Genomic DNA, 21,577 nt, shown 5'->3' with positions numbered 1-21,577 from the left:
GTCTATCCCGGCTTCGCCACCGACCTGCAGGCCCAGTTCATGGCCCTGATGACGACGGCCGAGGGCGAGAGCGTCATCCACGAGAACATCTTCGAGAACCGCTTCATGCACGCGCCCGAACTGGCGCGGCTGGGCGCCGACATCTCGGTCCACGCGGGCGAGGCGCGGGTGAGGGGAGTCGAAACCCTGAAGGCGGCGCCCGTCATGGCCACCGACCTGCGGGCCTCGGTCAGTCTGGTCATCGCGGGACTGGTGGCCGAGGGCGAGACCACGATCGGTCGCGTCTACCATCTGGATCGCGGCTTTGAACGGCTGGAGGAGAAGCTCGGCGCCTGCGGGGCCCAGATCCGCCGCATCCACGGCCCGCCCGTCGAAAGTCCGGCCGATGAGCACTGAGGCTTTCAATCCGGACGCCGCCCGCCCGATAGAGCCTCCCGCGCCGGGGGATGCGGGGCGCGCCATTGAGCCCCTGCGGCTGCTGGCCGAGGACGGCGAGGATCTGGCCATCATCTCGGCGGCGCTCCAGGACGCCATCCTGCGCCCGGCCGACATCGTCTGGGAAAAGGCGGCGCGGCGGCTGACCATCGAGTTCAGCCGCTTCTGCTGGGAATGCGGCGGCACGCGGGTGCGCTCGGCCATGCAGTTCGGCGATGTCCAGGCCGTGCGCAGCCGGGGCCTGCCGCGCCTGCCCGACGCCGCGCTGGAGCTGCTGGCGCTGGATTTCGAGCCGACCGAGGCTCCCGGCGGGCGGGTCACCCTGATGTTCGCCGGCGGCGGCGACCTGAGGGTCGAGGTCGAATGTCTGGACGCCGTGGTCGTCGACATCTCGGATCGGTGGCCGGCGCGCGCCGCCCCGGCCCATCCCGAGGATGACGCCGAGGCGGCGACGGTCGGAGAGGGCGCATGAGCGAACACAGGCTGCAATCGGTCGAACTGGACGCCGCGACCCTGCCGTCGGCGACGGCGGAGATCGAGCATGAGCGTCGGGTCGCCATCTTCGATCTGGTCGAGAAGAACAGCTTCCAGCCGGCCGACGCCGAACACGGCCCCTATGACCTCAAGCTGTCGCTGCAGGACAACCGGCTGGTGTTCGACGTGGCGGCGCCGGGCGGGTTCGCCCGCACCTACGCCCTGTCCCTGACGCCGCTGAAGACGGTGCTGAAGGACTATCTGCTGATCTGCGACAGCTATTACGAGGCCCTGCGCGGCTCGTCGGCGACCCAGATCGAGGCGGTCGACATGGGCCGGCGGGGTCTGCACAACGAAGGCGCAGAGGCGTTGCAGGCGCGGCTGGAGGGCAAGGTCGCCATCGACCACGAAACCGCGCGGCGCCTGTTCACCCTGGTTTGCGCGCTATATCGGCGGTGAAGACGGGTGAGCAGTGCCGGTGAGCAAAGCCGTGAGCTGCTGTCGCCGGCGTGACCTGACTCGCTCACCTCTTGCTCACGAGCACTCCTCACCCGCTGGCCTCGACTATCCGGCCGTTTTGGTGCATTAGCCCCCACTTCTTACGGCTCGCGCCCCGCCCGGCGCGGGCCTCGATTCGTATTCAACCGGGCGTGTGAGGCCGCATGGCTAAGGAAGAACTGCTCGAGTTTCCCGGTACGGTCAGCGAGCTGCTGCCCAACGCCACCTTCCGCGTGACGCTCGAGAACGATCACGAAATCATCGCCCACACCGCGGGCAAGATGCGCAAGAACCGCATCCGCGTCCTGGCCGGCGACAAGGTCCTGGTCGAGATGACGCCCTATGACCTGACCAAGGGCCGCATCACCTATCGCTTCAAGTAAGGACGGGCTCGCCATGAGCCGTCCCGAACTCGTGCTGGCTTCGGCCAGCCCGCGCCGCATCGAACTGCTGGCGCTGATCGGGATCACACCCGACCGCATCGACCCCGCCGATATCGACGAGACGCCGCTTCGGGACGAGACGCCGCCCCGGCTGGCGGCCCGCCTGGCCCGATCGAAGGCCGAGGTCGTGGCGGCGCGGTCGCCCGACGCGGTCGTCCTGGCCGCCGATACGGTGGTGGCGGTAGGCCGTCGCCTTCTGGAAAAGGCCGCCGACGAGGCCGAGGCGACGAAGTTTCTCACCCTGCTGTCGGGCCGCAACCACCGGGTCTTCACCGGGGTGGCCGTGGCGGCGAACGGACGGATCACGCATCGGGTGGTCGAGACGCGGGTGACCTTCAAGACCCTCTCCACGGCCGAAATCGCCGCCTACGTCGCCTCGGGCGACTGGCGGGGCAAGGCTGGGGCTTACGGCATTCAGGGACCGGCGGGCGCCTTCGTCATCCGCATCGTCGGCAGCCACCCGGCGGTCATGGGCCTGCCACTCTATGAGACCGCCAATCTGCTGAACGGCGCCGGCTGGCGGGCGTGAGCGGCGACATCGAGCTCTTCTACGACGACACGCCCGGCGAGCGGCGCGGGGTGGTGGCGAGGAACGGCCGGTTCGAACAGATCCTGATCCAGCGCGAGGGCGATCCCGACGCGATGCGACTGGGCGCGCGGTCGATCGGCCGTGTGGTCGCCGTGGAGGCGGGGCTGTCCGGCGGCTTCGTCGATCTGGGCGGGGAGGGGCCGCACGCCTTTCTGCCGTTCGAACGCAACCATGTGCTGACCGTCGGCCAGGCCCTGGAGGTCGTGGTCACGGCCGAGCCGCGTGAGGCCAAGGGGGCGGTGGTGCGTCGGACCGGCCCGGCCGAGGGCGCGCCGCGTCTGCTGGAGGCCGCGCCTGATCTGCTGGACGAACTGGCGGCTCTGGCGCCCGGCGTGGAGGTCCAGACCGGAGCAGTCGCCATCCAGGCGACCTGGGAGGCCGAGGAGGAGGCGCTGGCGTCTGGCGGCGTCTTCGCGGCGTCCGGTCTCGACCTGGCCGTGCAGCGGACGCGCGCCCTGATCGCCGTGGACATCGACTTCGCCCCCCAGCCCGGCCGGGACGGTCGCAAGGGCAGGGCGACCGCCAATCGCGAGGGCCTGCGTCAGGCCGCCCGACTGATCCGGCTCAAGCGCTGGGGCGGGCTGGTGGTGATCGATCTGGTCGGCGCCGTGCACGAGGGCGGCGGACTGGCGGCCCAGGCGCGCGAGGCCTTCGCCTGGGCGCCGGAGGCGGTCTGGGGGCCGGTCAGTCGCCTCGGCCTGATGCAGCTGTCCCTGCCGTGGCGACGCACGCCGATCGAGGAGACGCTGGGCCGCCCCGGATCGGAGCGGGCCCTGCAGACCGAAGCGATCGCCCTGACCCGCCGCCTGCGCCATGCGGTTCTCGCCGACACGGCCTCGCCGCGACTGACGGCCTGGTGTCGTCCGGCCCTGGCGGAACGCGCGGCGCCTCTGATCGCGCGGCTGGGCCCTCGCGCGGGGCTGCGACAGGATGAAGCGGTCCGCCCGGGCAAAGAGAGAATCGAGGAGACCTGACCATGGCCCAGTGCCCGATTTGTCAAAAACACCCGTCGATTCCCGAGTATCGACCCTTCTGCTCCAAACGCTGCTCGGACGTGGACCTGCAGCGCTGGTTCACAGGCGCATATGCCATTCCCGTGCCGGACGACGAAGCGGTGCCAGAGGAAGACGGGTCGGACCTGTAGAACAGTCTGGACACCCTGTTTCCGCTCGACTATAGACCCCGCTCCCGCGCCGGGAAGCCTTTCGAGGCCCCGAGAACCGCGTCAGGGCCTGGGTAGCTCAGTTGGTAGAGCAGTGGATTGAAAATCCACGTGTCGGTGGTTCGAATCCGCCCCCAGGCACCACTTCCTTCTCACTGTCGGCGAAACCCTGCGGCGATGTCGCAGCGCCGCCGTCTGCGCCACGAGACCGCGTCGTTCGGGCAGGCGCAGATGCACCCCAAACAACGTTATGTCGGGGGTCTTTTTCTTAACTCTTGACCATTCGGGCAGGATTTTCTTCTGCGACCCAGCAGGCGAACCGTCCATTTGTTTCGAAATGTTGCAGTGCAATAAAATTGCTGTGCCCAGCTTCATGACGATCAGGTGACACCGGTTTCTGTTTCCTGAGCGGTGAATGGCGCAAGTTCCCTGCAGTCCCGGCGCGAAAACGCTTCTGCGCCCTTGACGCTCCTGACCCGCTTCGCCAAAGACGCTTGACCGCCGTCTTTACGGGCGACGGTCAACGAACGGCGCGCGGGCGGCTTTCTTGCTGAACGCCGCGCCGTCACCCCGGTCTTGGCTTCCCCAAAGGTTGCCGAGACGTTAACATAGGCTTCCGGTCGAGCTTCCCGAGGGGGTGAAGCCGGAGTTGAAACGATTTCATGGAAGGGACAGGCGCTCAGGCGCGCTGTCTCAGGGTCCAAAAGTCAGACCGAAAAGCAGGAACCGGCGACACATGCTCGACAGCAAAAAAATGACTATCCTTGCCATGGCCGGCGCCGCCGCCCTGATGGCAGCGTCCCCCGCCCTGGCCCAGGAAGCCGGCGGCCACAGCGGTGACATCACGCCGATCTCGATGTTCATGATGGCGACGCCCGTCGTTAAGGTCGTCATGATCGGCCTGATGCTCGCCTCGATCTTCTCCTGGACCCTGCTCATCATCAAACTGATCGAGTTCGCCAGCCTGAACCGCAAGACCGACAACTTCCTCGAAAGCTTCCGCGGCGCCCGCACCATCGCCGACATGCACAAGGTCGCCACCGCTGAAGAGTGGGAAGGCAACCCGCTGGCCGACATGGCCGCCGCCGCCACCGAGGAAATCGAACTGTCGCGTCAGGCCGGCCTGAGCGTCACCGGCGATCACCAGGACGGCGCCCTGGCCCGCGCCCAGCACGCCGTCTCGGCCGTGCAGGCCGGTCTGGCCGCTCGCCTCTCGGGCGGTCAGCAGTTCCTGGCCTCGACCGGCTCCATCGGCCCGTTCGTCGGTCTGTTTGGCACCGTTTACGGCATCATGAACTCCTTCATCGGGATCGTGCAGTCGAACACCACCAACCTGGCCTCCGTCGCCCCGGGTATCGCCGAAGCCCTGCTGGCCACCGGCATCGGTCTGTTCGCCGCTATCCCGGCCGTTGTGTTCTACAACTACTTCAACACCCGCATCTCGGCCTACGGCACCCGCTCGGATGGTTTCGCCGCTGAGCTGCTGAACGCCATCTCGCGTCAACTCGACAAGGGAGCGTAAGACGCATGGCCGCCAAACTCGGAGGCTCGGGCGGCGGCAAGTATCACGTCGAGCAGAACTCTGACATCAACGTCACGCCTTTCGTTGATATCATGCTGGTTCTGCTCATCATCTTCATGGTGGCGTCTGCGGTCGCTACCCCTGGGGTTGAAGTGAAGCTGCCGATTTCCGTCGCGAAGCCCACTCAAAGTCCGCCCAAGCCGGTGTTCATCTCCATCCAGACGGATGGCCGGGTGTTCATCGGGGACAACGAGACCACCTACGAAGGTCTCGGGACCGCGCTGACCGAACAGATCGGTCGTCGTGACCCGACGAAGGAGCGGATCTATATCCGCGGCGACCAGGCCACGCGCTATGGCGATTTCATGCAGGCCATGAATTCGCTGCAGGATGCGGGCTTCTATAGTGTCGCGCTCGTCGGCGAAGACAAAGCGCCAGTGTCGTAAGGAACGGGAGATCACATGACAGATACACCCGTCGAATATCACCGCAGTCGGTATGACGCGCCCCGCAAGAAGGCCAATCCGGTCGTCTGGCTGATCGCCCTCGCCGTCGTCTGCATCATGTTCGTCGCCCTCATCATCTGGGTGCAACGGACGAAGTTCGAGATGCAGGTGATGAACTACGAGGACGAGGGCGTGGAGGTGGAGATCGTCGCTCCCCCGCCGCCGCCTCCGCCCCCGCCGCCGCCGCCGCCTCCGCCGGACACCCCGCCGCCGCCCAAGCTGCAGGTCCGTCCTCCGGTCGCCGTGCCGAACGCGCCGCCGCCGCCGATCACCCTTCCGATCGAGCCGACGAAGAAGGAAGACCGGGTCGAATATACGGGTCCCCCCGTCATCGTCCCCGGACCTCCGCCTCCGCCCGCTCCGCCGGCTCCGCCTCGGCCGCCGGTGATCTCCAACCCCAGCTGGAGCTCGGCGCCTCGTCCGGAGTTCCCGCAACGGGCCCAGGATCGCGGCATCGAAAGCGGCTCGGTCCAAGTCGAGTGCACCGTCAATGCGAACGGCAGCGTGTCGGATTGCTCGGTTCTCTCGGAAACGCCTTCGGGTGCGGGCTTCGGCGCCGCGGCCCTGTCGGCGGCCCGTCGCGCCCGTCTGTCCCCGCGCTCGGTGGACGGTGTGGCCACGGGGGGCAAGGTCCGCTTCACGACCTCGTTCCGCCTGCAATAGGATCGAACTTCTCGATCTTCGAGACGCCCCGGAGGAAACTCCGGGGCGTTTTCGTTTGGCATCAATCCGGTTGAACGTCGGCGTCCCGCGCACCCCGCGATAGCGAGCGTCGGCCTGGCGCCGGGGTTCATCACAACGGGCACAGCGCTTTCACAGCGATCACAGCGGGGGAGGCAGCGATCTCGTCGTGTTCGTGGTGATATCGCTGTGCCCGTTGTGACGAACCGAGCCGTCACCGACATCGGATCGTCCAGAGCCCCAGGCTCGCTGACGCGGAAGAGCCCGCCAACACTCGGCCGAACCATGGCCTTCCGTTCTCGGAGACGCGCTGGACGTTTCTTTCGTCCTCTGCGGTTGGCGCTTGATCGAGGCGGGCGGCGCCGCTAAACAACGCGCCTCGCGCGGGACATGGTCCCGAATGGGCAGCCTTAGCTCAGTTGGTTAGAGCGCCGGTTTGTGGAGCCGGAGGTCCTCAGTTCAAGCCTGAGAGGCTGTACCACCCCTCTTCCCGTCAGGAGGACCGCCGCGCGCAGAGCGGCGTCGCATGACGGGCTTCCGGATGTCAGGTCTTTTGGCCCGCGCGGTCGGCGGAGGCCGCACGCCTGAGCGAGAAACCGCGTCTGGGCTTGCCGGGGGCGACGGGCGCGTCTGCCTCGGTCGTTTCGGGCAGGGCCGCCGGCTTCAGCGCGGCGGCGCGGCGCTTCTTGAGGGTCTCGACCGGCCCGTCCAGCCCCGCCAGGCCCGACAGGGCGGCGGCGTGCCCGGCCTCCACGACGGGCTCATAGATCTTCCAGTCGCGAATGTCCGTCGCCCCGGGATCGGGCAGGATCAGCAGATCCGTCTGGGCCCGCGACCGCTCCAGCTCGGCGTCCGTGGTGATGGTCGCCGACCGCATCAGCACCGAGACGATGGGCGGCCCGTTGCGCCAGGCGCCCGACGCGATCCACCGCCACCAGGACGGCGGATTTTCCAATCCCGCCGGATCGACGCCGCGCACCTGTGACATGTCGGAGCCGACGATGGGCCCGGCGTTGAGCTGGCGCATCACGTCGGTGGGGAAGTTCTTGACCACCGCCCCGTCCACCAGGACCTGGCCGTCGATCACGACCGGCGGCATGACGCCGGGAATGGCGATCGAGGCGCGCATGGCCCGGCGCAGCAGGCCCCGCCGATGCACCTCCAGCCGCCCGGTCGTCAGGTTGGACGACACGGCGAAGAAGGGCCGGGGCATGTCGGCGATGTCGATGTCGCCATAGGCGTCGTAGAGCAGCCGGGCGACCTTGCCCGCCCGCGTCATGGCCACGATGGGCACGGCGATGTCGGACAGGGGGTTGGATTTCACGAAGGCGGTGCGGATGCGGGCGTCCAATTCTGCATCGCTCCAGTCCAGGCCCGGCCCGGCGGCGACCACGGCCCCCATGGAGGCGCCGCCGACGAAATCCAGCGGCACCTTCATCTCGTTCAGCGCCCTGACCACCCCGATGTGGGCGTAGGCCCGGGCGCCGCCGCCCGACAGCACCAGGCCCACGGCCGTGCCGGTGACGATGCGGGCGATCCGGGCTGAGTCCGCCTCCTGGCCCTCCCGCACATGGAACCAGCGCCCGGGCTCGACCGCATCCAGCCAGATGCGGGTGTTGGCGGGCCGTTCCATCCGGGCGTCGCGCAGCAGGATCAGGTCGGTGAACTGACGGCCCAGACCTTCGAGCGACCGAGACGGCGTCGTCGCGGGCGGGGCGGTCAGGGCGTCGCCGACGACGAACAGCCGGTCCACCTGGCGGGCGCACAGGGCGGCCCAGGCCGGCTGATCCGCCTCGGCGACATAGAGGACGTAGTCGTGGCTGTCCTCCACCCGCGAAAACCATTCCGAGGCCGAGCGCAACGCCGTCTCGTCGATGACCTGACACGAATAGCCCAAGGCCGCGACGGCGGCGGCGACCCGTTCGACGAAGGCGCGGATGGGACGGGCGCGGGCGCCGACGAAGCCGAAGACGGTCGGTTCGCCGGCGGCATTGCCGGAATGATCGCGCGCCCGGCTCAGCATCAGGCGCGACAGGTGGAGCATCACGTCCGGCTCGGTGCGCGCCACCTCGAAGAAGGCGTCGCGGGGCAGGGCCAGAATCTCGGAATCGCGCAGGGCCACCACATCCGCCGTGTGGGGCGTGCCGGCGATCAGGGCCATTTCCCCCACCGGCTCCCCCGGCCGGATCACACCCATGAACTGCGGCGGCTGGCCTTCGGCGCGATGAAAGACGCCCAGCCGCCCCGAGCGCAACAGGTAGAGGCTGTCCGCCTCGTCACCCGCCGCGAACAGCGGCTCGCCTCCCGTCAGGGCGAACCAGCTCGCCTGATGGCTGCGATGGTCGAACACCCGCGCGAGGGCGGCCTCGAGCGTGTCGGAGGAGGGGGCGGCGCGGCGTTTGGCCATGCCCCGATCATCCCGATTTTCGCCATCGGCGATAGGGGGCTACCAGCGCCCCGTCAGGGATTTCGCGCGGTTCAGGACGCACCGGATCGGCCCGATCTGGCCCTGGGCGTCCAGTGGCCGGAACAGACCCGCAGCCTGACGTCTGTACCGTATCCCCCGCAACGGGCCGCTGGTCATGGTCAGAACATCGCCGCTCTGGCTGAAGGCCCCGCGCCCGCCGTCAAAGTCCCGATACGTACCGGGTCCGGTGACGCCGAAGAAGAAGCCCGTGACCGGCCGCCCCATGATCGAGCCGCCGACCGCGGCGGGACTGTCGCATTCATAGACCCCGCTGGCGATCGGACCGAGGCCGGCGCTGCCGGAGCCGGCCGGTGTTGCGGGTCTCCCGGCAGGAGCGCCTCCCGCGGGCCCGAGGGGGCGCATCAGTTCCATGGTAAGCCAGATCCGCGCGCCGGTGTCCTCCCGACGCCAACGGCACCCAAGGGTATCGTTCATGGCTCCGCCCTCGGACACGACGACGAACGTGGAATCGATGTTGTTGCGTTGAAAACGCGCGCCTGCAGGAGGGCAGTTCGATTGCACGGCGGGCGCCGGTGCGGCGCCGGACAGAAGGGTGACGGCCAGGGCGACCAGGGCGGACATGACGACTGCTCCTTTTGCATCGTGGGGGCCCACCCTGTCTCGTGGATCACGGGACGTCGTCCGGCTTGCGTCGAACATGACGGCAGATACGACCAAGCCGCAGCGCTCACAAACTGTTACAGCCCCCCTCGCCTTCGCGGTCGCAGCACGTTAGTCAGGGCGCCATGAGCGGGGTGAACCCGCCGGCGACGTTTCCAACTCAGGGGTTACCGGATGAGCAAGTGGGTCTACGGCTTCGGCGGCGGTTCCGCCGATGGCGACGCGTCGATGAAGAATCTGCTGGGCGGCAAGGGCGCCAACCTGGCGGAGATGTCGTCGCTGGGCCTGCCGGTGCCCCCCGGCTTCACCATCACCACCGAGGCCTGCGTCCACTATTATTCCAACGGCCAGACCTATCCCGCCGATCTGGCGGGCCAGGTCGCCGAGGGGCTGAAGGCGGTCGAGGCCGTGGTCGGCAAGACCTTCGGCGACGCGGAGAACCCTCTGCTGGTGTCGGTGCGTTCGGGCGCCCGCGCCTCGATGCCGGGCATGATGGACACGGTCCTGAATCTGGGTCTCAACGATCAGACGGTCGAGGGTCTGGCGAAACTGTCGGGCGACCGCCGGTTCGCTTTCGATTCCTATCGTCGCTTCATCACCATGTATTCCAACGTGGTGCTGGGCCTGAGCCACGACGACTTCGAGGAGGTTCTGGACGACCACAAGGACCGTCTGGGCGTCACGGTCGACACCGAGCTGACCGCCGGCGACTGGGAGAAGGTGGTTGCGGACTACAAGGCCGTGGTCGAGCGCGAGCTGGGCCATCCCTTCCCGCAGGATCCGCAGGACCAGCTGTGGGGCGCCGTCTCGGCCGTCTTCGCCAGCTGGATGAACGACCGGGCCAAGTTCTATCGCCGCATGCATGACATTCCCGAGAGCTGGGGCACGGCGGTCAACGTCCAGTCGATGGTGTTCGGCAATATGGGCGAGACCTCGGCCACGGGCGTGGCCTTCACCCGCAACCCCTCCACCGGCGAGGCCAAGCTCTACGGCGAGTTCCTGATCAACGCCCAGGGCGAGGACGTCGTCGCCGGCATCCGTACGCCGCAGTCGCTGACCAAGGCCGGGCGCGAGGAGATGGGCGAGACCGCCCCCTCGATGGAAGAGGCCATGCCCGTGGTCTTCGCCGAGTTCGTCGAGGTCGTGGGCAAGCTGGAGAGCCACTACCGCGACATGCAGGACATCGAGTTCACGGTCGAACAAGGCCGGCTCTGGATGCTCCAGACCCGCAACGGCAAGCGCACGGCCAAGTCGGCGCTGAAGGTCGCGGTGGACCTCGCGTCCGAGGGCGTCATCACCCAGGAGGAGGCGATCAGCCGGGTGGAGCCCGCCGCCCTCGACCAGTTGCTGCACCCGACCCTGGACCCGAACGCCAGCCGCACCGTGGTGGCGCAGGGCCTGCCGGCCAGCCCCGGCGCCGCGACCGGAAAGATCGTCTTCGACGCCGACGAGGCCGAACGCCTGGCCCAGTTGGGTGATGCGGTCATCCTGGTCCGCGAGGAGACCAGCCCCGAGGACATCCACGGCATGCATGCGGCGCGCGGCATCGTCACCGCGCGCGGCGGCATGACCAGCCACGCCGCCGTGGTGGCGCGCGGCATGGGGCGGCCTTGCGTGTCGGGCGCCGGGGAAATCTCGATCGACGACAAGGCCCGGACCTTCACCGTGCGCGGCCGCACCTTCAAGGCCGGCGAGATCATCACTATCGACGGGTCCAAAGGCGAGGTGCTGGACGGCGCCGTGGCCATGATCGAGCCCGAGCTGACCGGCGACTTCCAGACCCTGATGGCCTGGGCCGACGGCGTGCGTCGTCTGAAGGTTCGCGCCAACGCCGAGACCCCGCTGGACGCCAAGACCGCGCGCGGTTTCGGCGCCGAGGGCATCGGCCTGTGCCGCACCGAACATATGTTCTTCGACGACACCCGGATCGCCGCCGTGCGCGAGATGATCCTGGCCGATGACGAGGCCGGCCGCCGCCTGGCGCTCGCCAAGATCGAGCCGTTCCAGAAGTCGGACTTCGTCGAGCTGTTCACCATCATGGCCGGACTGCCCGTCACGGTCCGCCTGCTCGACCCGCCGCTGCACGAGTTCATCCCGCACACGGAGGCCGAGATCGACGCCCTGGCCGCCTCGTCGGGGCTGGACGCCGCCAAGCTGAAGCGGCGGGCGAAGGATCTGCAGGAAACCAATCCGATGCTCGGTCACCGCGGCTGCCGCCTCGGCGTCGCCTATCCCGAAATCTACGAGATGCAGGTTCGCGCGGTTCTGGAAGCCGCGCTCGAGGTGAAGGCGACCTCCGGCGTCGCTCCGATCCCGGAGATCATGCACCCCCTGGTCGCCCTGGGCCTGGAGATGAAATACCTGCGCGAGCTGACCGACCGGACGGCGAAGGCGGTGTTCGAGAAGGCCGGCGACAGCGTCGAATACCTGGTCGGCACCATGATCGAGCTGCCCCGCGCCGCCCTGCGCGCCGGTGATCTGGCCGAGCACGCCGAGTTCTTCTCCTTCGGCACCAACGATCTGACCCAGACGACCTTCGGCATCTCGCGCGACGATTCAGGCCGCTTCCTGCAGGCCTATATGGACAAGGGCATCTTCGAGACCGATCCCTTCGTCCGTCTGGACCAGGAGGGCGTCGGTGACCTGATCCGCATCGCGGCCGAGCGGGGCGGGGCGGCGCGGCCCGACATCAAGATGGGCATCTGCGGCGAACACGGCGGCGACCCCGCCTCCATCGCCTTCTGCGAAGAGGTCGGCCTCAGCTACGTTTCCTGCTCTCCCTACCGGGTGCCGATCGCGCGTCTGGCGGCGGCCCAGGCGGCCCTGGTCACGCGGGGCGGCGAGGCGCGTGAGAAGGATCGCTGAGCGCGCTCCCGGCGAGCGCGTTCTGCGGCCGGGTTGTCGCTGTCCAGCGGTGTCATTAGGTTTGGGTCTCCTGCGGAGACCTGCCTATGACTGACACAAAGCCGCTTTCCATCGCCGTCGTCGGGCCCGGCGCCATCGGCGGCACGGTGGCGGCCTGGCTGTCGCGCAGTTCGCTGGTCGGGGACTTGACCCTCTGCGCCCGGTCGCCCTTGGACAGGCTAAGCGTCGAAACCCCGGATGGCGGACGGATCGAGGCGACGCCGCGCGTGTTGACGTCGCCCGATCAGGTCGAGGGTCCGGTGGACTGGGTGCTGGTCGCGACCAAGGCCTATGACGTCGAGGCGGCCGCCGCTTGGCTGAAGCCGCTGATGGGACCGCACAGCCGACTGGCGGTGCTCCAGAACGGCGTCGAGCATGTCGAGCGGTTCTCCCCCTTCGTGCCCGCCGATCGCATCCTGCCGGTCATCGTCGACCTGCCCGCCGAGCGTGAGGGGCCGGGTCTGATCCGGCACCGTCGCCATGGAACCCTGACCCTCCCGACCGGGGAGATGGGCGAGGCCTTCGCCGCCTTGTTCAATGAGGAGCCGCTCAGGCCGATCCTCACGGAGGACTTCCTGACCGCCGCATGGACCAAGCTGGCGCTGAACTGCGCGGGCGCCGTCTGCGCCCTGACCGGGCAGCCGTCGGGCGTCGTGGCGTCTCCCGGGATGGCCGAGCTGATGCACGGCATGGCGGCGGAATGCGTCGCCGTCGGCCGGGCGGTCGGGGCCGATCTGGGCGACGACCTGCCGGATTGGGTCGTCGAGCGCACCCGGGCGTCGCCGGCGGACTCGGTCAACTCCCTGCTCGGCGACCGGTTTGCGGGGCGGCCGATGGAGTGGGACGCGCGCAATGCCGTGATCGCCCGTATTGGTGCGCGCCATGGCGTGCCCGCGCCGCTGAACGCCATGGCGGCGACGCTGCTGTCCGGCATGGGCTGGAGTCTGCCCGCCGCCTGATCGTCGAACGGAACTATGGTTCCTGACCGAACGGCGTGTGTGCCAGTCAATCTACAGTTTCTGCGTCGCAACATACCGGCCATGGAACGGCCGAAGGCGATCCCTATTTAACAACTCGCTGGATGGGGCCGATGACCGCAAGTCATCGTCATCTAGGAGTATAAGAAACAATGCGTAACATCATTCTCTCGACCGTCGTTCTGTCTGCATTCGCCGTCCCGGCCATGGCCCAGACTGTCACCAACCCACAGGTTTACGGCTCGGTGGGCTATACCTACCTGGATGCCGACGCCGGAAACTTGGGCGCCATCACGGGGCGGGTGGGCGCCAAGCTGACGCCTTATCTGGGCGTGGAAGGCGAAACCTCGGTCGGCGTGACTTCGGACCGCTACAATGTCGGCGACGTCTCGACCAAGTTCGAGCACCGCTATGACGCGGCCGCCTATGCGGTGGCGAGCGTGCCGGTCCAGCCCAACCTCGATCTGTTCGCGCGCGTTGGTTACGGCGTGACCGAGATCAAGGCCAAGGCCCTGGGTTTGAGCGCGAGCGAGCATCTGGACAGCGTCAACTACGGCGCCGGCGCCGAATATCGTCTGGACGGCCAGAACGGCATCCGGGCTGACTGGACGCGCCGTGACTTCCGTGACGACGGCGGAGAGGCCGATACCTATGCGCTGAGCTTCGTGCGTCGCTTCTGATCCGCTTCAGGCGCTGACGGCGAAAGGGCCCCTCTCCGGATCGGAGAGGGGCCCTTTTCGTCTGGCGTGATGGTCGATGTCAGGCCGGTTCGGCGATCAGGGCCCAGCGCATCGAACCCTCGCCGAAGGGCTTGGCGAACCACTGGCTGTAGCTTTCGAAGGCTTGGACCACGGCCTGACGAAGATCCTGGTTCACCGGCTCGCCACGACTGCGCTTCATGGCGGCGACGCAGTCGATGACGACGTTCTGATGCGCCGAACCGCCCAGTCGCTTGAGCACCAGCGCGACGTCGCGCGCCAGGGATTCCAGGAATGTCAGGGCGTTCTGGCCCGGCGTCTCAGTCTGGGTTTTCGCCATTGCGAAGGCCCCCTGCGTTTCGCACTGTGCTGGAGCCGGATAGAAAGCAAACTCTTGCCGCATGTGCAAGCGGGGCCGGGTGCGTCGCGCAATAAACCCGCGTTCGAAACCCCTGTTGCGGCCTACGCCCGTTTCCTGACGAACACCGTCCCGGCCGAATAGCCGGCGCCGAAGGAGCAGATCAGTCCGGTCTCGCCCGGCTGGAATCCGTCGTTGTGCAGATGGAAGGCGATGATCGACCCGGCCGAGGAGGTGTTGGCGTATTCGTCCAGGATGATGACGTTCTCCTCCGCAGAGGGTTCGCGCCCCAGCACCTTGCGGCCGATCATGACGTTCATGTTGATGTTGGCCTGGTGCAGCCACATCCGTTTCAGGTGGTCGAGATCGACGGCCAGATCGCGGGCATGGTCGATGATCATGTCCGAGACCATCGGCACCACCTCCTTGAACACCTTGCGGCCCTGCTGGATGAACAGCTTGTCCGGCTGGCCGATGCCCTCAGGCGCAGCGTTGTTCAGGAAGCCGAAATTGTTGCGGATGTTGTTGGAGAAGCTGGTCTGGAGACGTGTGCCCAGCACCTCCCAGCCGCCCGGGCCGGCCTGATCCTCGGCTTCCAGGATCACGGCCGTGCAGACGTCGCCGAAGATGAAGTGGCTGTCGCGGTCGGTGAAGTTCAGGTGGGCCGAGCAGACCTCCGGGTTGACCATCAGCACCGCCTTGACCGAGCCCGAGGCGATGAAGTCGCTGGCCGTCTTGATGCCGAAGGTGGCCGAGGAACAGGCCACGTTCATGTCGAAGGCGAAGCCCTCGATGCCCAGGGCCTGCTGCACCTCGATGGCCAGGGCCGGATAGGGGCGGGGCATGTTGGAGGCCGCGCAGAGCACCGCCCCGATCTCCGAGACATCCTTGCCCCAGGCGGCGATGGCCTGACGGGCGGCGGCGACGGCCATCTCGGCCATGATCGACAGTTCTTCGTTGGGGCGTTCGGGGATGTTGGGCGCCATCCGGTTCGGGTCGATCACGCCCGCCTTGTCCAGCACGAACCGGCTCTTGATGCCCGAGGCCTTCTCGATGAACTCGACGGAGGAATGGGTCAGGGCCGCGACGTCGCCCTCGGCGATTTCGGCGGCATGGTCGGCGTTCCAGCGGTCGGCCCAGGCGTTGTAGGCCGTGACCAGTTCCTCGTTGGAGATCGACTGTTCGGGGGTGAACAGGCCGGTGGCGGCGATAATGGCGGCTGGCACGTGGTGCTTCCTGTCGCGAGGCTACGGCCTCGCCGATTGAGGGATCGTCTAATAGGCCGGTGGCGGCGTCCGGTCGAGACTGGCCTTGAGACCGCGCCACCAGCGCCGGATCCGGCCGCGCGGCGGGGCAGGCAGGGGCTGGTCCTGCTGGGCGATGAGCCGCTCGACCAGGTCCTCGGCCTCGCAGGGCCAACCCTCGGGCGTGACATAGACGGGGTAGGCGATCAGGGCCGCGTGGATCAGCTCGTCGAGCGTGGCCGCGCGAGTGCGACGGGGGAAGGGACCGGTTCGATCTTCGGTCAGGCCCCACCCGGCATAGAAGGGCCGGCCATAGGTGGTGACCGGCTTGCCCCGCATCAGGGCCTCGAAGCCGGACAGGGAGGTCAGGGTCGCCAGCCGGTCGCAGGCGTTCAGGCAGTCGATGATGTCCAAATCGTCGGCCGAAGCGTCGACAGCCTCCAGCGCAGAGGCGTCCAGCAGCCCCGGCCGGTTGCCCGCCGTGACATCCGGGTGGTTGCGGTAGATCAGGAAGGCGTCGGGGAAGTCGCGCCGGGCCGCTTCGACGAGGCCGGAGTTCGTGCGGATGTCGGTGCAGCCGAACTGGATCGACTTGTCGTTCTCGACCTGGCCGACGACCAGCAGCTTCACCCGGTCGGCGGGCCAGCCCGACGGGGCGGCGCCCTTGAGATTGTATTTCGACAGGCCGGTCTCGACCACGCGGGCGCGCAGGGCGGCGGCGCGGGCGAGGTCGTGATCTGACTGGCCGCCCTGTTCGATCAGGGCTTCGAGCCGGCTGGGTCGGGTCGCGTCATAATAGACGCCGAGATCATCCAGAGCGACGGACAGGGCGCCGAAGAAGTCCGAGCCCAGACCCCGCGAACGGATGAAGCCGTCCTCCATCCGCACCGTCGGGGCCGTGGTCGCGGCGGCGGCGCGACGGATCGGCTCGCTCTCCTTGCCCGACCACCAGATCATCCGACCTTGATCCTGTTCGGCGCGACGGGCGGCGGCGGCGGCGCGCAGGTGATGGACGACCCGGCCCCTCGGCGAGTTGAGCAGGCGACCGACCGGCGGTCGTTTGGCCGGGGCGAAGCCGACGGCGGACCAGAGACCCGACAGCCGCTCGGCCCGATCGCGCAGGGCGATCAGCCGCTCCAGCGCCTGTTCGGCCTCGCAGCGCCTGCCGGTGACGGGATCGACATAGCGACTATAGGCGATGAGGGCGGCGGCGGCGACGGTCTCGATGTCTCGCGGCTCGCCCCGGCGGCCGGTATCGACCGCATCCGTCGTCAGCCCCCAGCCGGAGTAGAAGGGGGCGCCCAAACAGCGGACCGGCAGGCCGCGCAACAGGGCTTCGAACCCCAGCGCCGAGGTCACGCACCAGACCTCGTCCACCGCCGCCAACAGGTCGGCGGGCCGCACGTCGGTGTCGATCAGGGTGACGCCCGACAGTTCTGACTGCGGGATGCAGCCCTGCTTCCGCCCCGCCGCCACGGCCGGGTGGCGTTTGACGATCAGCTGGGCGTCCGGCGCGTCGGCGCGGGCGGCGCGGATCATCTCGGTGAACGAGGCCGTCGAGGCCAGGCCGTAGCCGATCGAGGCGTCGCCCAGGGTCTGGTCCACGATCAGGATGCGACGATCGGGCTTCAGCAGCGAGGCGTCCAGCGGGCCGCCCATGTTTGTCTTGGATACCCCGCTCTCGACGATCCGGTCGATCAGGCCGCGCGCCCGCGCCTTCATCGTCGCGTCGCACCAGTCGGGGGCGGTCGCGATCAGCTGCTCCAGACGGCTGGGCCGGGTCGCGTCGTAGTAGACCCCGAGGTCATCGACGATCAGGCTGAGACTGGTCGCCCCGCTCTCGCCCAGTCCGACCGAGCGCAGGAAACCGTCCTCCAGCGCCACATAGGGGACGCCTTTGGCCGTCGCCCAGCGTCGCCCTGCGGCGGCCGTCGGCTTCATGCCCCAGCCGAGCACGGCGGCGGTCGACGCTCCGGGCGTGGACTGGAAGGCGTATTCCGGCAGGAACTGCTCGAGGAAGGGCACGCGCCGCACGCCGGGGGCGCAGACCCAGGCGGGAGTTTTCGAATTGTCGGAAGGCGCGGCGCTCACGGGTCTGTCTTAGAGCGCGCCGGGCGTCTGGCAAACCGCGATCGGGTCGGGGTCGATCAGGGCTTGAGCACGCCGTCGATGAAGAGCGGCCGGACATAGAACCGTGACGCCTCGTCCGCCGACAGTCGCCCGGCCGTCCAGCGCGCCAGATCGGGGGCGGCGTTGATGGTTTCGGCCACCATCTGGGCGGCGATGGCGGGATCGACGGGGCGGACGGCGCCTTCGGCCGACGCGTCGGCGATCAGCCCCGCATAGTGTTCGGTCTGGCGCTCCATGGCGTCGCGCAGGTCGGCGCGGACCTCGGCGTGGGCGGCGGCGATGGCCATGTGGCGCAGCAGGGGCTGGTCCTCGACCTGACGCCGAACCAGGGCGTCGGTGACGCCGATCAGCCGATCCCAAGGACCCAGCCCGGCGTCCAGCGCCGCCTTCTGGGTGTCGCGCACGGCGCCGAAGCTGCGGTCGAAACAGCTGAGCACCAGATCGTCCTTGGCCGAGATGTGGTGGTAGAAGGCGCCCTTGGTGACGTTTAGCCGCGCGGCGATCGCATCCACCGAGGCGCCGTGATAGCCGAAGTCGTTGATCGTCTCGGTCGCGGCCTTCAGGAAGTCGGTTCGCGACAGGTTGGGACCGCCTTCCTCTTCGGCCGGCGCCGGCATGGCGATGACGGGCGGCGCCCAGGCCGCGCCGGCGGCCAGGCCGTGGATCAGGATGTCCGACAGCCGCGCGGCGATGCGCGGATAGTCCATCGGGTCGTAACGCGCCGCCCAGGTCCGCGCCCACAGGATGACCGACAGGGTCAGGTGAACCCGGGCGTTTTCCTCGGGCTGGGGGAAGGCGGGCCGGTCCGGGGCCGGTCGCATGATCCCACGCAGATTTCGGAACATCTGGTTGAAGGCCGAGAAGGCGGGGTCCACAGCCGCTCCGGTCAGCGAGCGGATGTCGAAGAAATTCATCAGAGCCGGCCCGCGCCCCTCGGCGATGTCGGCCAGCAGGCCGAAATAGCCCTCGATGAAGGCGGTCAGGCGCGCGGCCGGATCGGGCTGCGCCGCCGCCTCGGCGATCAGCCCCTGATAGGCGTCGATCGTACGCATCAGGCAGGCGGCCGCGAGGTCGTCCTTGCGCCGGTAGTAGTAGGTCACGCTGGTGGTGATCAGGCCGACGGCCGCCGCCACCTCCGCCAGGGTCGTCCCGCCCAGACCCTTTTGATTGAACAGGGGGGCGGCGGCGTCGAGGATCTGCCGGCGCCGATCGTTGAACCGATCGCTACGCCGTCGGGCGGTCGTCTGCATGGACGCAGGCTTACCACGGGTAAGCCTTTGAGCAAGCCGGAAAACGCTTGATTAGAATAACGGGTATGGCCATGATCCTAACCATAGGGATCGCGTCAACATCGTTAGAATGTGCGCCATGGAAGCTCGGGAACAGGGGATCGCCTCGGCGATGCACGGCGGCGTGGCCGTAATCAAGATCGCTCGTGCGTGGGTCATCAGGCTGTTGGCCACGTCAAACCCCGCTTACGGCAGGTTCCAGATTTCAACCACTACGGACCGACGGGCGCGTGAGGGAGGGCGGCTGTCGGAAATCTGAGTTCGCCCTTTCTGTAACCCAAACCAAGGCGCTGCGATCAACGCGGCCGTAACCGAGGAAACCGCCCATGACCGAGACTGCGCCCAACCCCGGATCCAGCGCGCCGTCGCCCGACCAACCCGCCTGGCCTGCCCTGAGCCTGGCCCATGCCCACGCCGCCCTGACGGCGGCGGGATCGCCGTTCGAGATCGAGACGATCCAGATCGACGGGCGGCCGGTCAAATGGTGGAAGAACGCCCCGCCGACCCTGCGTCACACCTTCATGGCGGCCAAGGCCCACGGGGAAAAGACCTTCATCGTCTACGAGGACGACAGGGTGTCGTTCGACGCCTTCATGCGCGCCAGCCTGGCCCTGGCGGCCGAGCTTCAGACGGCGGGGGTGCAGCCCGGCGACCGGGTCGCCCTGGCCATGCGCAACCTGCCGGAATGGCCGGTGGCCTTCTTCGCCGGGGTCCTGACCGGGGCGGTGGTGGTGGCGCTGAACGCCTGGTGGAGCGGGCCGGAGCTGCTCTATGGACTGACGGATTCCGGCTCGACGGTCGCCATCATGGACCCCGAGCGGCTGGCCCGGGTCGAGCCCCTACTGGGCGGAGCGCCGGACGTGGCGCGCCTCTATGTCTGTCGCGCCAAGGACGAGCCGACGGACCCCCGCATCCGCACCCTGGAAAGCGTCATCGGCCGTCCCGCCGACTGGTCGAGCCTGCCTGAGGGGGCCCTACCGGCCGTGGCGATCGACCCCGAGGATCCGGCGGTGCTGTTCTACACCTCGGGCACCAGCGGGGTGCCGAAGGGGGCGCTGGGCACCCATCGCAACGCCGGTTGCAGCATCATGGCGGCCCAGTTCAGCGTGGTCCGCTCAATGATCCGGCGCGGCGAGGCGCCGCCGCAGCCCGATCCGGCGGCGCCGCAGCGGGTGTCGCTGGTCTCCATTCCCTTCTTCCACACGACCGGCTGCAACGCGGTGCTGCTGACCGCTGTGGCCCTGGGTCAGAGGCTGGTCTGCCAGCCACGCTTCGATCCGGTGGAGGCCTGCGCCCTGATCGAGCGTGAGGGCATCCAGACCATCGGGGGCGTGCCTTCGGTCGCCATCGCCATCCTCAGCTCCCCCGCGCGTCTCGATCACGACCTGTCGTCGGTCGAGGTCGTGGCCTATGGCGGCGCCCCGGCGCCCGAGACCCTGGTGCGCAAGATCGCCGCCGACATGAAGGCCGCGCCGGGCTCGGGCTGGGGCATGACCGAAACCAGCGCCGCCCACACCCACCACATGGCCGAGGACTATCTGAACCGCCCCTTGAGCTGCGGCCCGGCCATGCCGGTCAGCGAGGTCAAGGTGGTGGACGAGGCGGGGAACACCCTGCCGGCCGGCGAGGTCGGCGAACTGATGGCCTATGGTCCCAATGTCGTGAAGGGCTACTGGAACAAGCCGCAGGAGACGGCCGAGACCTTCGTCGACGGCTGGGTCAGGACCGGCGACATCGCCCGCATCGACGAGGAGGGCTTCGTCTTCATCGTCGACCGCAAGAAGGACGTCATCATCCGCGGCGGCGAGAACATCTACTGCCAGGAGGTCGAGGACGTCCTCTACGCCCACCCCGCCGTCGTCGAGGCGGCCCTGGTGTCACGGCCCCATCCGGTGCTGGGCGAGGAGGCTGTGGCCTTCGTCTCCCTGTTGCCCGGCCAGACGGTCGAGCCGGAGGCTCTGCGCGCCTTCGTCGCCGAACGGCTGGCCGCCTTCAAGGTCCCGGCCGAGGCACGGATTTCTTCGTCCATGCTGCCGCGCAACGCCGCCGGGAAGATCGTCAAGCCGGACCTAAAGGCGGCGCTCGCGAGAGAGACAGCACAATGAACCTCGACTTCTCGCCCGAGGACATCGCCTTTCGCGATGCCGTCCGCGCCTTCATCGCCTCGGACTATCCCGCCGACCTGCGGGCGAAGCAGAAGGCCGGGGAGCATCCGGGGCGGGAGGACTATCTGTCCTGGCACCGGGCCCTGGCGAAAAAGGGCTGGATCGCGCCGGGCTGGCCGGTCGAATACGGCGGTCCGGGCCTGACGCCGACGCAGAAGCATCTGCTGGCCAATGAACTGGCCGCCGCCGACACCATCCGCCTGCCGCCGTTCGGGATCAGCATGGTAGGGCCGGTGATCTACACCTTCGGCACGGCCGAGCAGAAGGCGCGCTTCCTGCCGCCGACCCTGGCCGGGGACATCTGGTGGTGTCAGGGCTATTCCGAGCCCGGCGCCGGGTCCGACCTCGCCAGCCTGACGACCCGGGCCGTGCGAGACGGCGACCACTATGTCGTCAACGGCCAGAAGACCTGGA

Annotated in this window: 20 protein-coding genes, 2 tRNA genes and 1 pseudogene; 17 read left to right on the top strand and 6 right to left on the bottom strand. The window is 68.3% G+C overall.

The features are described 5' to 3' along the window. From ACT6QK_RS10955 to ACT6QK_RS10900, 12 genes and pseudogenes are all read left to right on the top strand, one after another. Window positions 1-396 (top strand): annotated as a pseudogene (locus ACT6QK_RS10955) (UDP-N-acetylglucosamine 1-carboxyvinyltransferase); the annotation flags it as partial. Beyond that, window positions 386-907 carry a DUF2948 family protein gene (locus ACT6QK_RS10950; RefSeq protein WP_444597859.1) on the top strand — a complete coding sequence of 174 codons (522 nt, stop codon included), beginning with the start codon at window positions 386-388 and terminating at the stop codon, window positions 905-907. The pseudogene ACT6QK_RS10955 and the gene ACT6QK_RS10950, both read left to right, overlap by 11 nt. After that, the gene (locus ACT6QK_RS10945) at window positions 904-1,368 is read left to right on the top strand and encodes a UPF0262 family protein (protein WP_444597858.1); all 465 of its coding nucleotides are present in this window, start codon (window positions 904-906) and stop codon (window positions 1,366-1,368) included. Before ACT6QK_RS10950 ends, ACT6QK_RS10945 begins: the two co-directional genes overlap by 4 nt. A gap of 203 nt (window positions 1,369-1,571) precedes the next feature. Then, window positions 1,572-1,790 (top strand): translation initiation factor IF-1, encoded by a 219-nt coding sequence (gene infA / locus ACT6QK_RS10940; RefSeq protein ID WP_008261544.1) that lies wholly within the window; start codon window positions 1,572-1,574, stop codon window positions 1,788-1,790. Window positions 1,791-1,803: 13 nt separating this feature from the next. Then, complete coding sequence (locus tag ACT6QK_RS10935; RefSeq protein WP_444597857.1) at window positions 1,804-2,379, top strand: Maf family protein; 576 nt, start codon at window positions 1,804-1,806, stop codon at window positions 2,377-2,379. After that, window positions 2,376-3,413, top strand: coding sequence for a ribonuclease E/G (locus tag ACT6QK_RS10930; protein ID WP_444597856.1), 1,038 nt, complete (start codon window positions 2,376-2,378; stop codon window positions 3,411-3,413). The genes ACT6QK_RS10935 and ACT6QK_RS10930 overlap by 4 nt, the downstream gene beginning before the upstream one ends. Window positions 3,414-3,415: 2 nt before the next feature. Continuing rightward, window positions 3,416-3,583: a DNA gyrase inhibitor YacG gene (gene yacG, locus ACT6QK_RS10925; protein ID WP_444597855.1), complete on the top strand. Its 168-nt coding sequence runs from the start codon at window positions 3,416-3,418 to the stop codon at window positions 3,581-3,583. A gap of 86 nt (window positions 3,584-3,669) precedes the next feature. Beyond that, window positions 3,670-3,745: transfer RNA gene (locus tag ACT6QK_RS10920), tRNA-Phe, on the top strand. A 592-nt stretch (window positions 3,746-4,337) separates the two neighbouring features. Further along, complete coding sequence (locus ACT6QK_RS10915) at window positions 4,338-5,123, top strand: MotA/TolQ/ExbB proton channel family protein (RefSeq protein ID WP_444597854.1); 786 nt, start codon at window positions 4,338-4,340, stop codon at window positions 5,121-5,123. A gap of 5 nt (window positions 5,124-5,128) precedes the next feature. Beyond that, window positions 5,129-5,569 carry a biopolymer transporter ExbD gene (locus ACT6QK_RS10910; protein ID WP_444597853.1) on the top strand — a complete coding sequence of 147 codons (441 nt, stop codon included), beginning with the start codon at window positions 5,129-5,131 and terminating at the stop codon, window positions 5,567-5,569. A gap of 15 nt (window positions 5,570-5,584) precedes the next feature. After that, window positions 5,585-6,292 (top strand): TonB family protein, encoded by a 708-nt coding sequence (locus tag ACT6QK_RS10905; protein WP_444597852.1) that lies wholly within the window; start codon window positions 5,585-5,587, stop codon window positions 6,290-6,292. Window positions 6,293-6,714: 422 nt separating this feature from the next. Then, window positions 6,715-6,791, top strand: a tRNA-His gene (locus ACT6QK_RS10900). A gap of 63 nt (window positions 6,792-6,854) precedes the next feature. On the opposite strand, the gene ACT6QK_RS10895 is transcribed toward ACT6QK_RS10900, so the two are convergent. Both ACT6QK_RS10895 and ACT6QK_RS10890 read right to left on the bottom strand, forming a co-directional pair. Further along, window positions 6,855-8,717, bottom strand: coding sequence for a patatin-like phospholipase family protein (locus tag ACT6QK_RS10895; protein ID WP_444597851.1), 1,863 nt, complete (start codon window positions 8,715-8,717; stop codon window positions 6,855-6,857). Between the two features lie 39 nt (window positions 8,718-8,756). Then, window positions 8,757-9,359, bottom strand: coding sequence for a hypothetical protein (locus ACT6QK_RS10890; RefSeq protein ID WP_444597850.1), 603 nt, complete (start codon window positions 9,357-9,359; stop codon window positions 8,757-8,759). Between the two features lie 213 nt (window positions 9,360-9,572). Between ACT6QK_RS10890 and ppdK the strand changes: the two genes are divergently transcribed. The 3 genes from ppdK (at window position 9,573) to ACT6QK_RS10875 (ending at window position 13,959) form a co-directional block, all read left to right on the top strand. After that, window positions 9,573-12,263: a pyruvate, phosphate dikinase gene (ppdK, locus tag ACT6QK_RS10885; protein ID WP_444597849.1), complete on the top strand. Its 2,691-nt coding sequence runs from the start codon at window positions 9,573-9,575 to the stop codon at window positions 12,261-12,263. A gap of 86 nt (window positions 12,264-12,349) precedes the next feature. Continuing rightward, window positions 12,350-13,261 carry a 2-dehydropantoate 2-reductase gene (locus ACT6QK_RS10880; protein WP_444597848.1) on the top strand — a complete coding sequence of 304 codons (912 nt, stop codon included), beginning with the start codon at window positions 12,350-12,352 and terminating at the stop codon, window positions 13,259-13,261. A 170-nt stretch (window positions 13,262-13,431) separates the two neighbouring features. Next, window positions 13,432-13,959: a porin family protein gene (locus tag ACT6QK_RS10875; RefSeq protein WP_444597847.1), complete on the top strand. Its 528-nt coding sequence runs from the start codon at window positions 13,432-13,434 to the stop codon at window positions 13,957-13,959. Window positions 13,960-14,038: 79 nt separating this feature from the next. On the opposite strand, the gene ACT6QK_RS10870 is transcribed toward ACT6QK_RS10875, so the two are convergent. The 4 genes from ACT6QK_RS10870 to ACT6QK_RS10855 all read right to left on the bottom strand — a co-directional run bounded on the left by ACT6QK_RS10870 (window position 14,039) and on the right by ACT6QK_RS10855 (window position 18,959). Next, window positions 14,039-14,317 (bottom strand): hypothetical protein, encoded by a 279-nt coding sequence (locus ACT6QK_RS10870; RefSeq protein WP_444597846.1) that lies wholly within the window; start codon window positions 14,315-14,317, stop codon window positions 14,039-14,041. Window positions 14,318-14,439: 122 nt separating this feature from the next. Further along, complete coding sequence (locus tag ACT6QK_RS10865) at window positions 14,440-15,561, bottom strand: beta-ketoacyl-ACP synthase III (protein ID WP_444597845.1); 1,122 nt, start codon at window positions 15,559-15,561, stop codon at window positions 14,440-14,442. 48 nt (window positions 15,562-15,609) lie between these two features. Next, window positions 15,610-17,670 carry a capsular polysaccharide biosynthesis protein gene (locus ACT6QK_RS10860; RefSeq protein ID WP_444597844.1) on the bottom strand — a complete coding sequence of 687 codons (2,061 nt, stop codon included), beginning with the start codon at window positions 17,668-17,670 and terminating at the stop codon, window positions 15,610-15,612. A 56-nt stretch (window positions 17,671-17,726) separates the two neighbouring features. Next, complete coding sequence (locus tag ACT6QK_RS10855) at window positions 17,727-18,959, bottom strand: TetR/AcrR family transcriptional regulator (RefSeq protein WP_444597843.1); 1,233 nt, start codon at window positions 18,957-18,959, stop codon at window positions 17,727-17,729. A 365-nt stretch (window positions 18,960-19,324) separates the two neighbouring features. Between ACT6QK_RS10855 and ACT6QK_RS10850 the strand changes: the two genes are divergently transcribed. Together ACT6QK_RS10850 and ACT6QK_RS10845 are read left to right on the top strand one after the other, a co-directional pair. After that, the gene (locus ACT6QK_RS10850) at window positions 19,325-21,103 is read left to right on the top strand and encodes a class I adenylate-forming enzyme family protein (RefSeq protein WP_444597842.1); all 1,779 of its coding nucleotides are present in this window, start codon (window positions 19,325-19,327) and stop codon (window positions 21,101-21,103) included. After that, on the top strand, window positions 21,100-21,577 hold a 478-nt coding region (locus ACT6QK_RS10845; RefSeq protein ID WP_444597841.1), incomplete at its 3' end, for an acyl-CoA dehydrogenase family protein. The genes ACT6QK_RS10850 and ACT6QK_RS10845, both read left to right, overlap by 4 nt.

The sequence above is a fragment of the Brevundimonas sp. genome (assembly GCF_052436175.1).
Classification (GTDB): Bacteria; Pseudomonadota; Alphaproteobacteria; order Caulobacterales; family Caulobacteraceae; genus Brevundimonas.
This window is presented reverse-complemented; position numbering and strand designations above follow the sequence as displayed.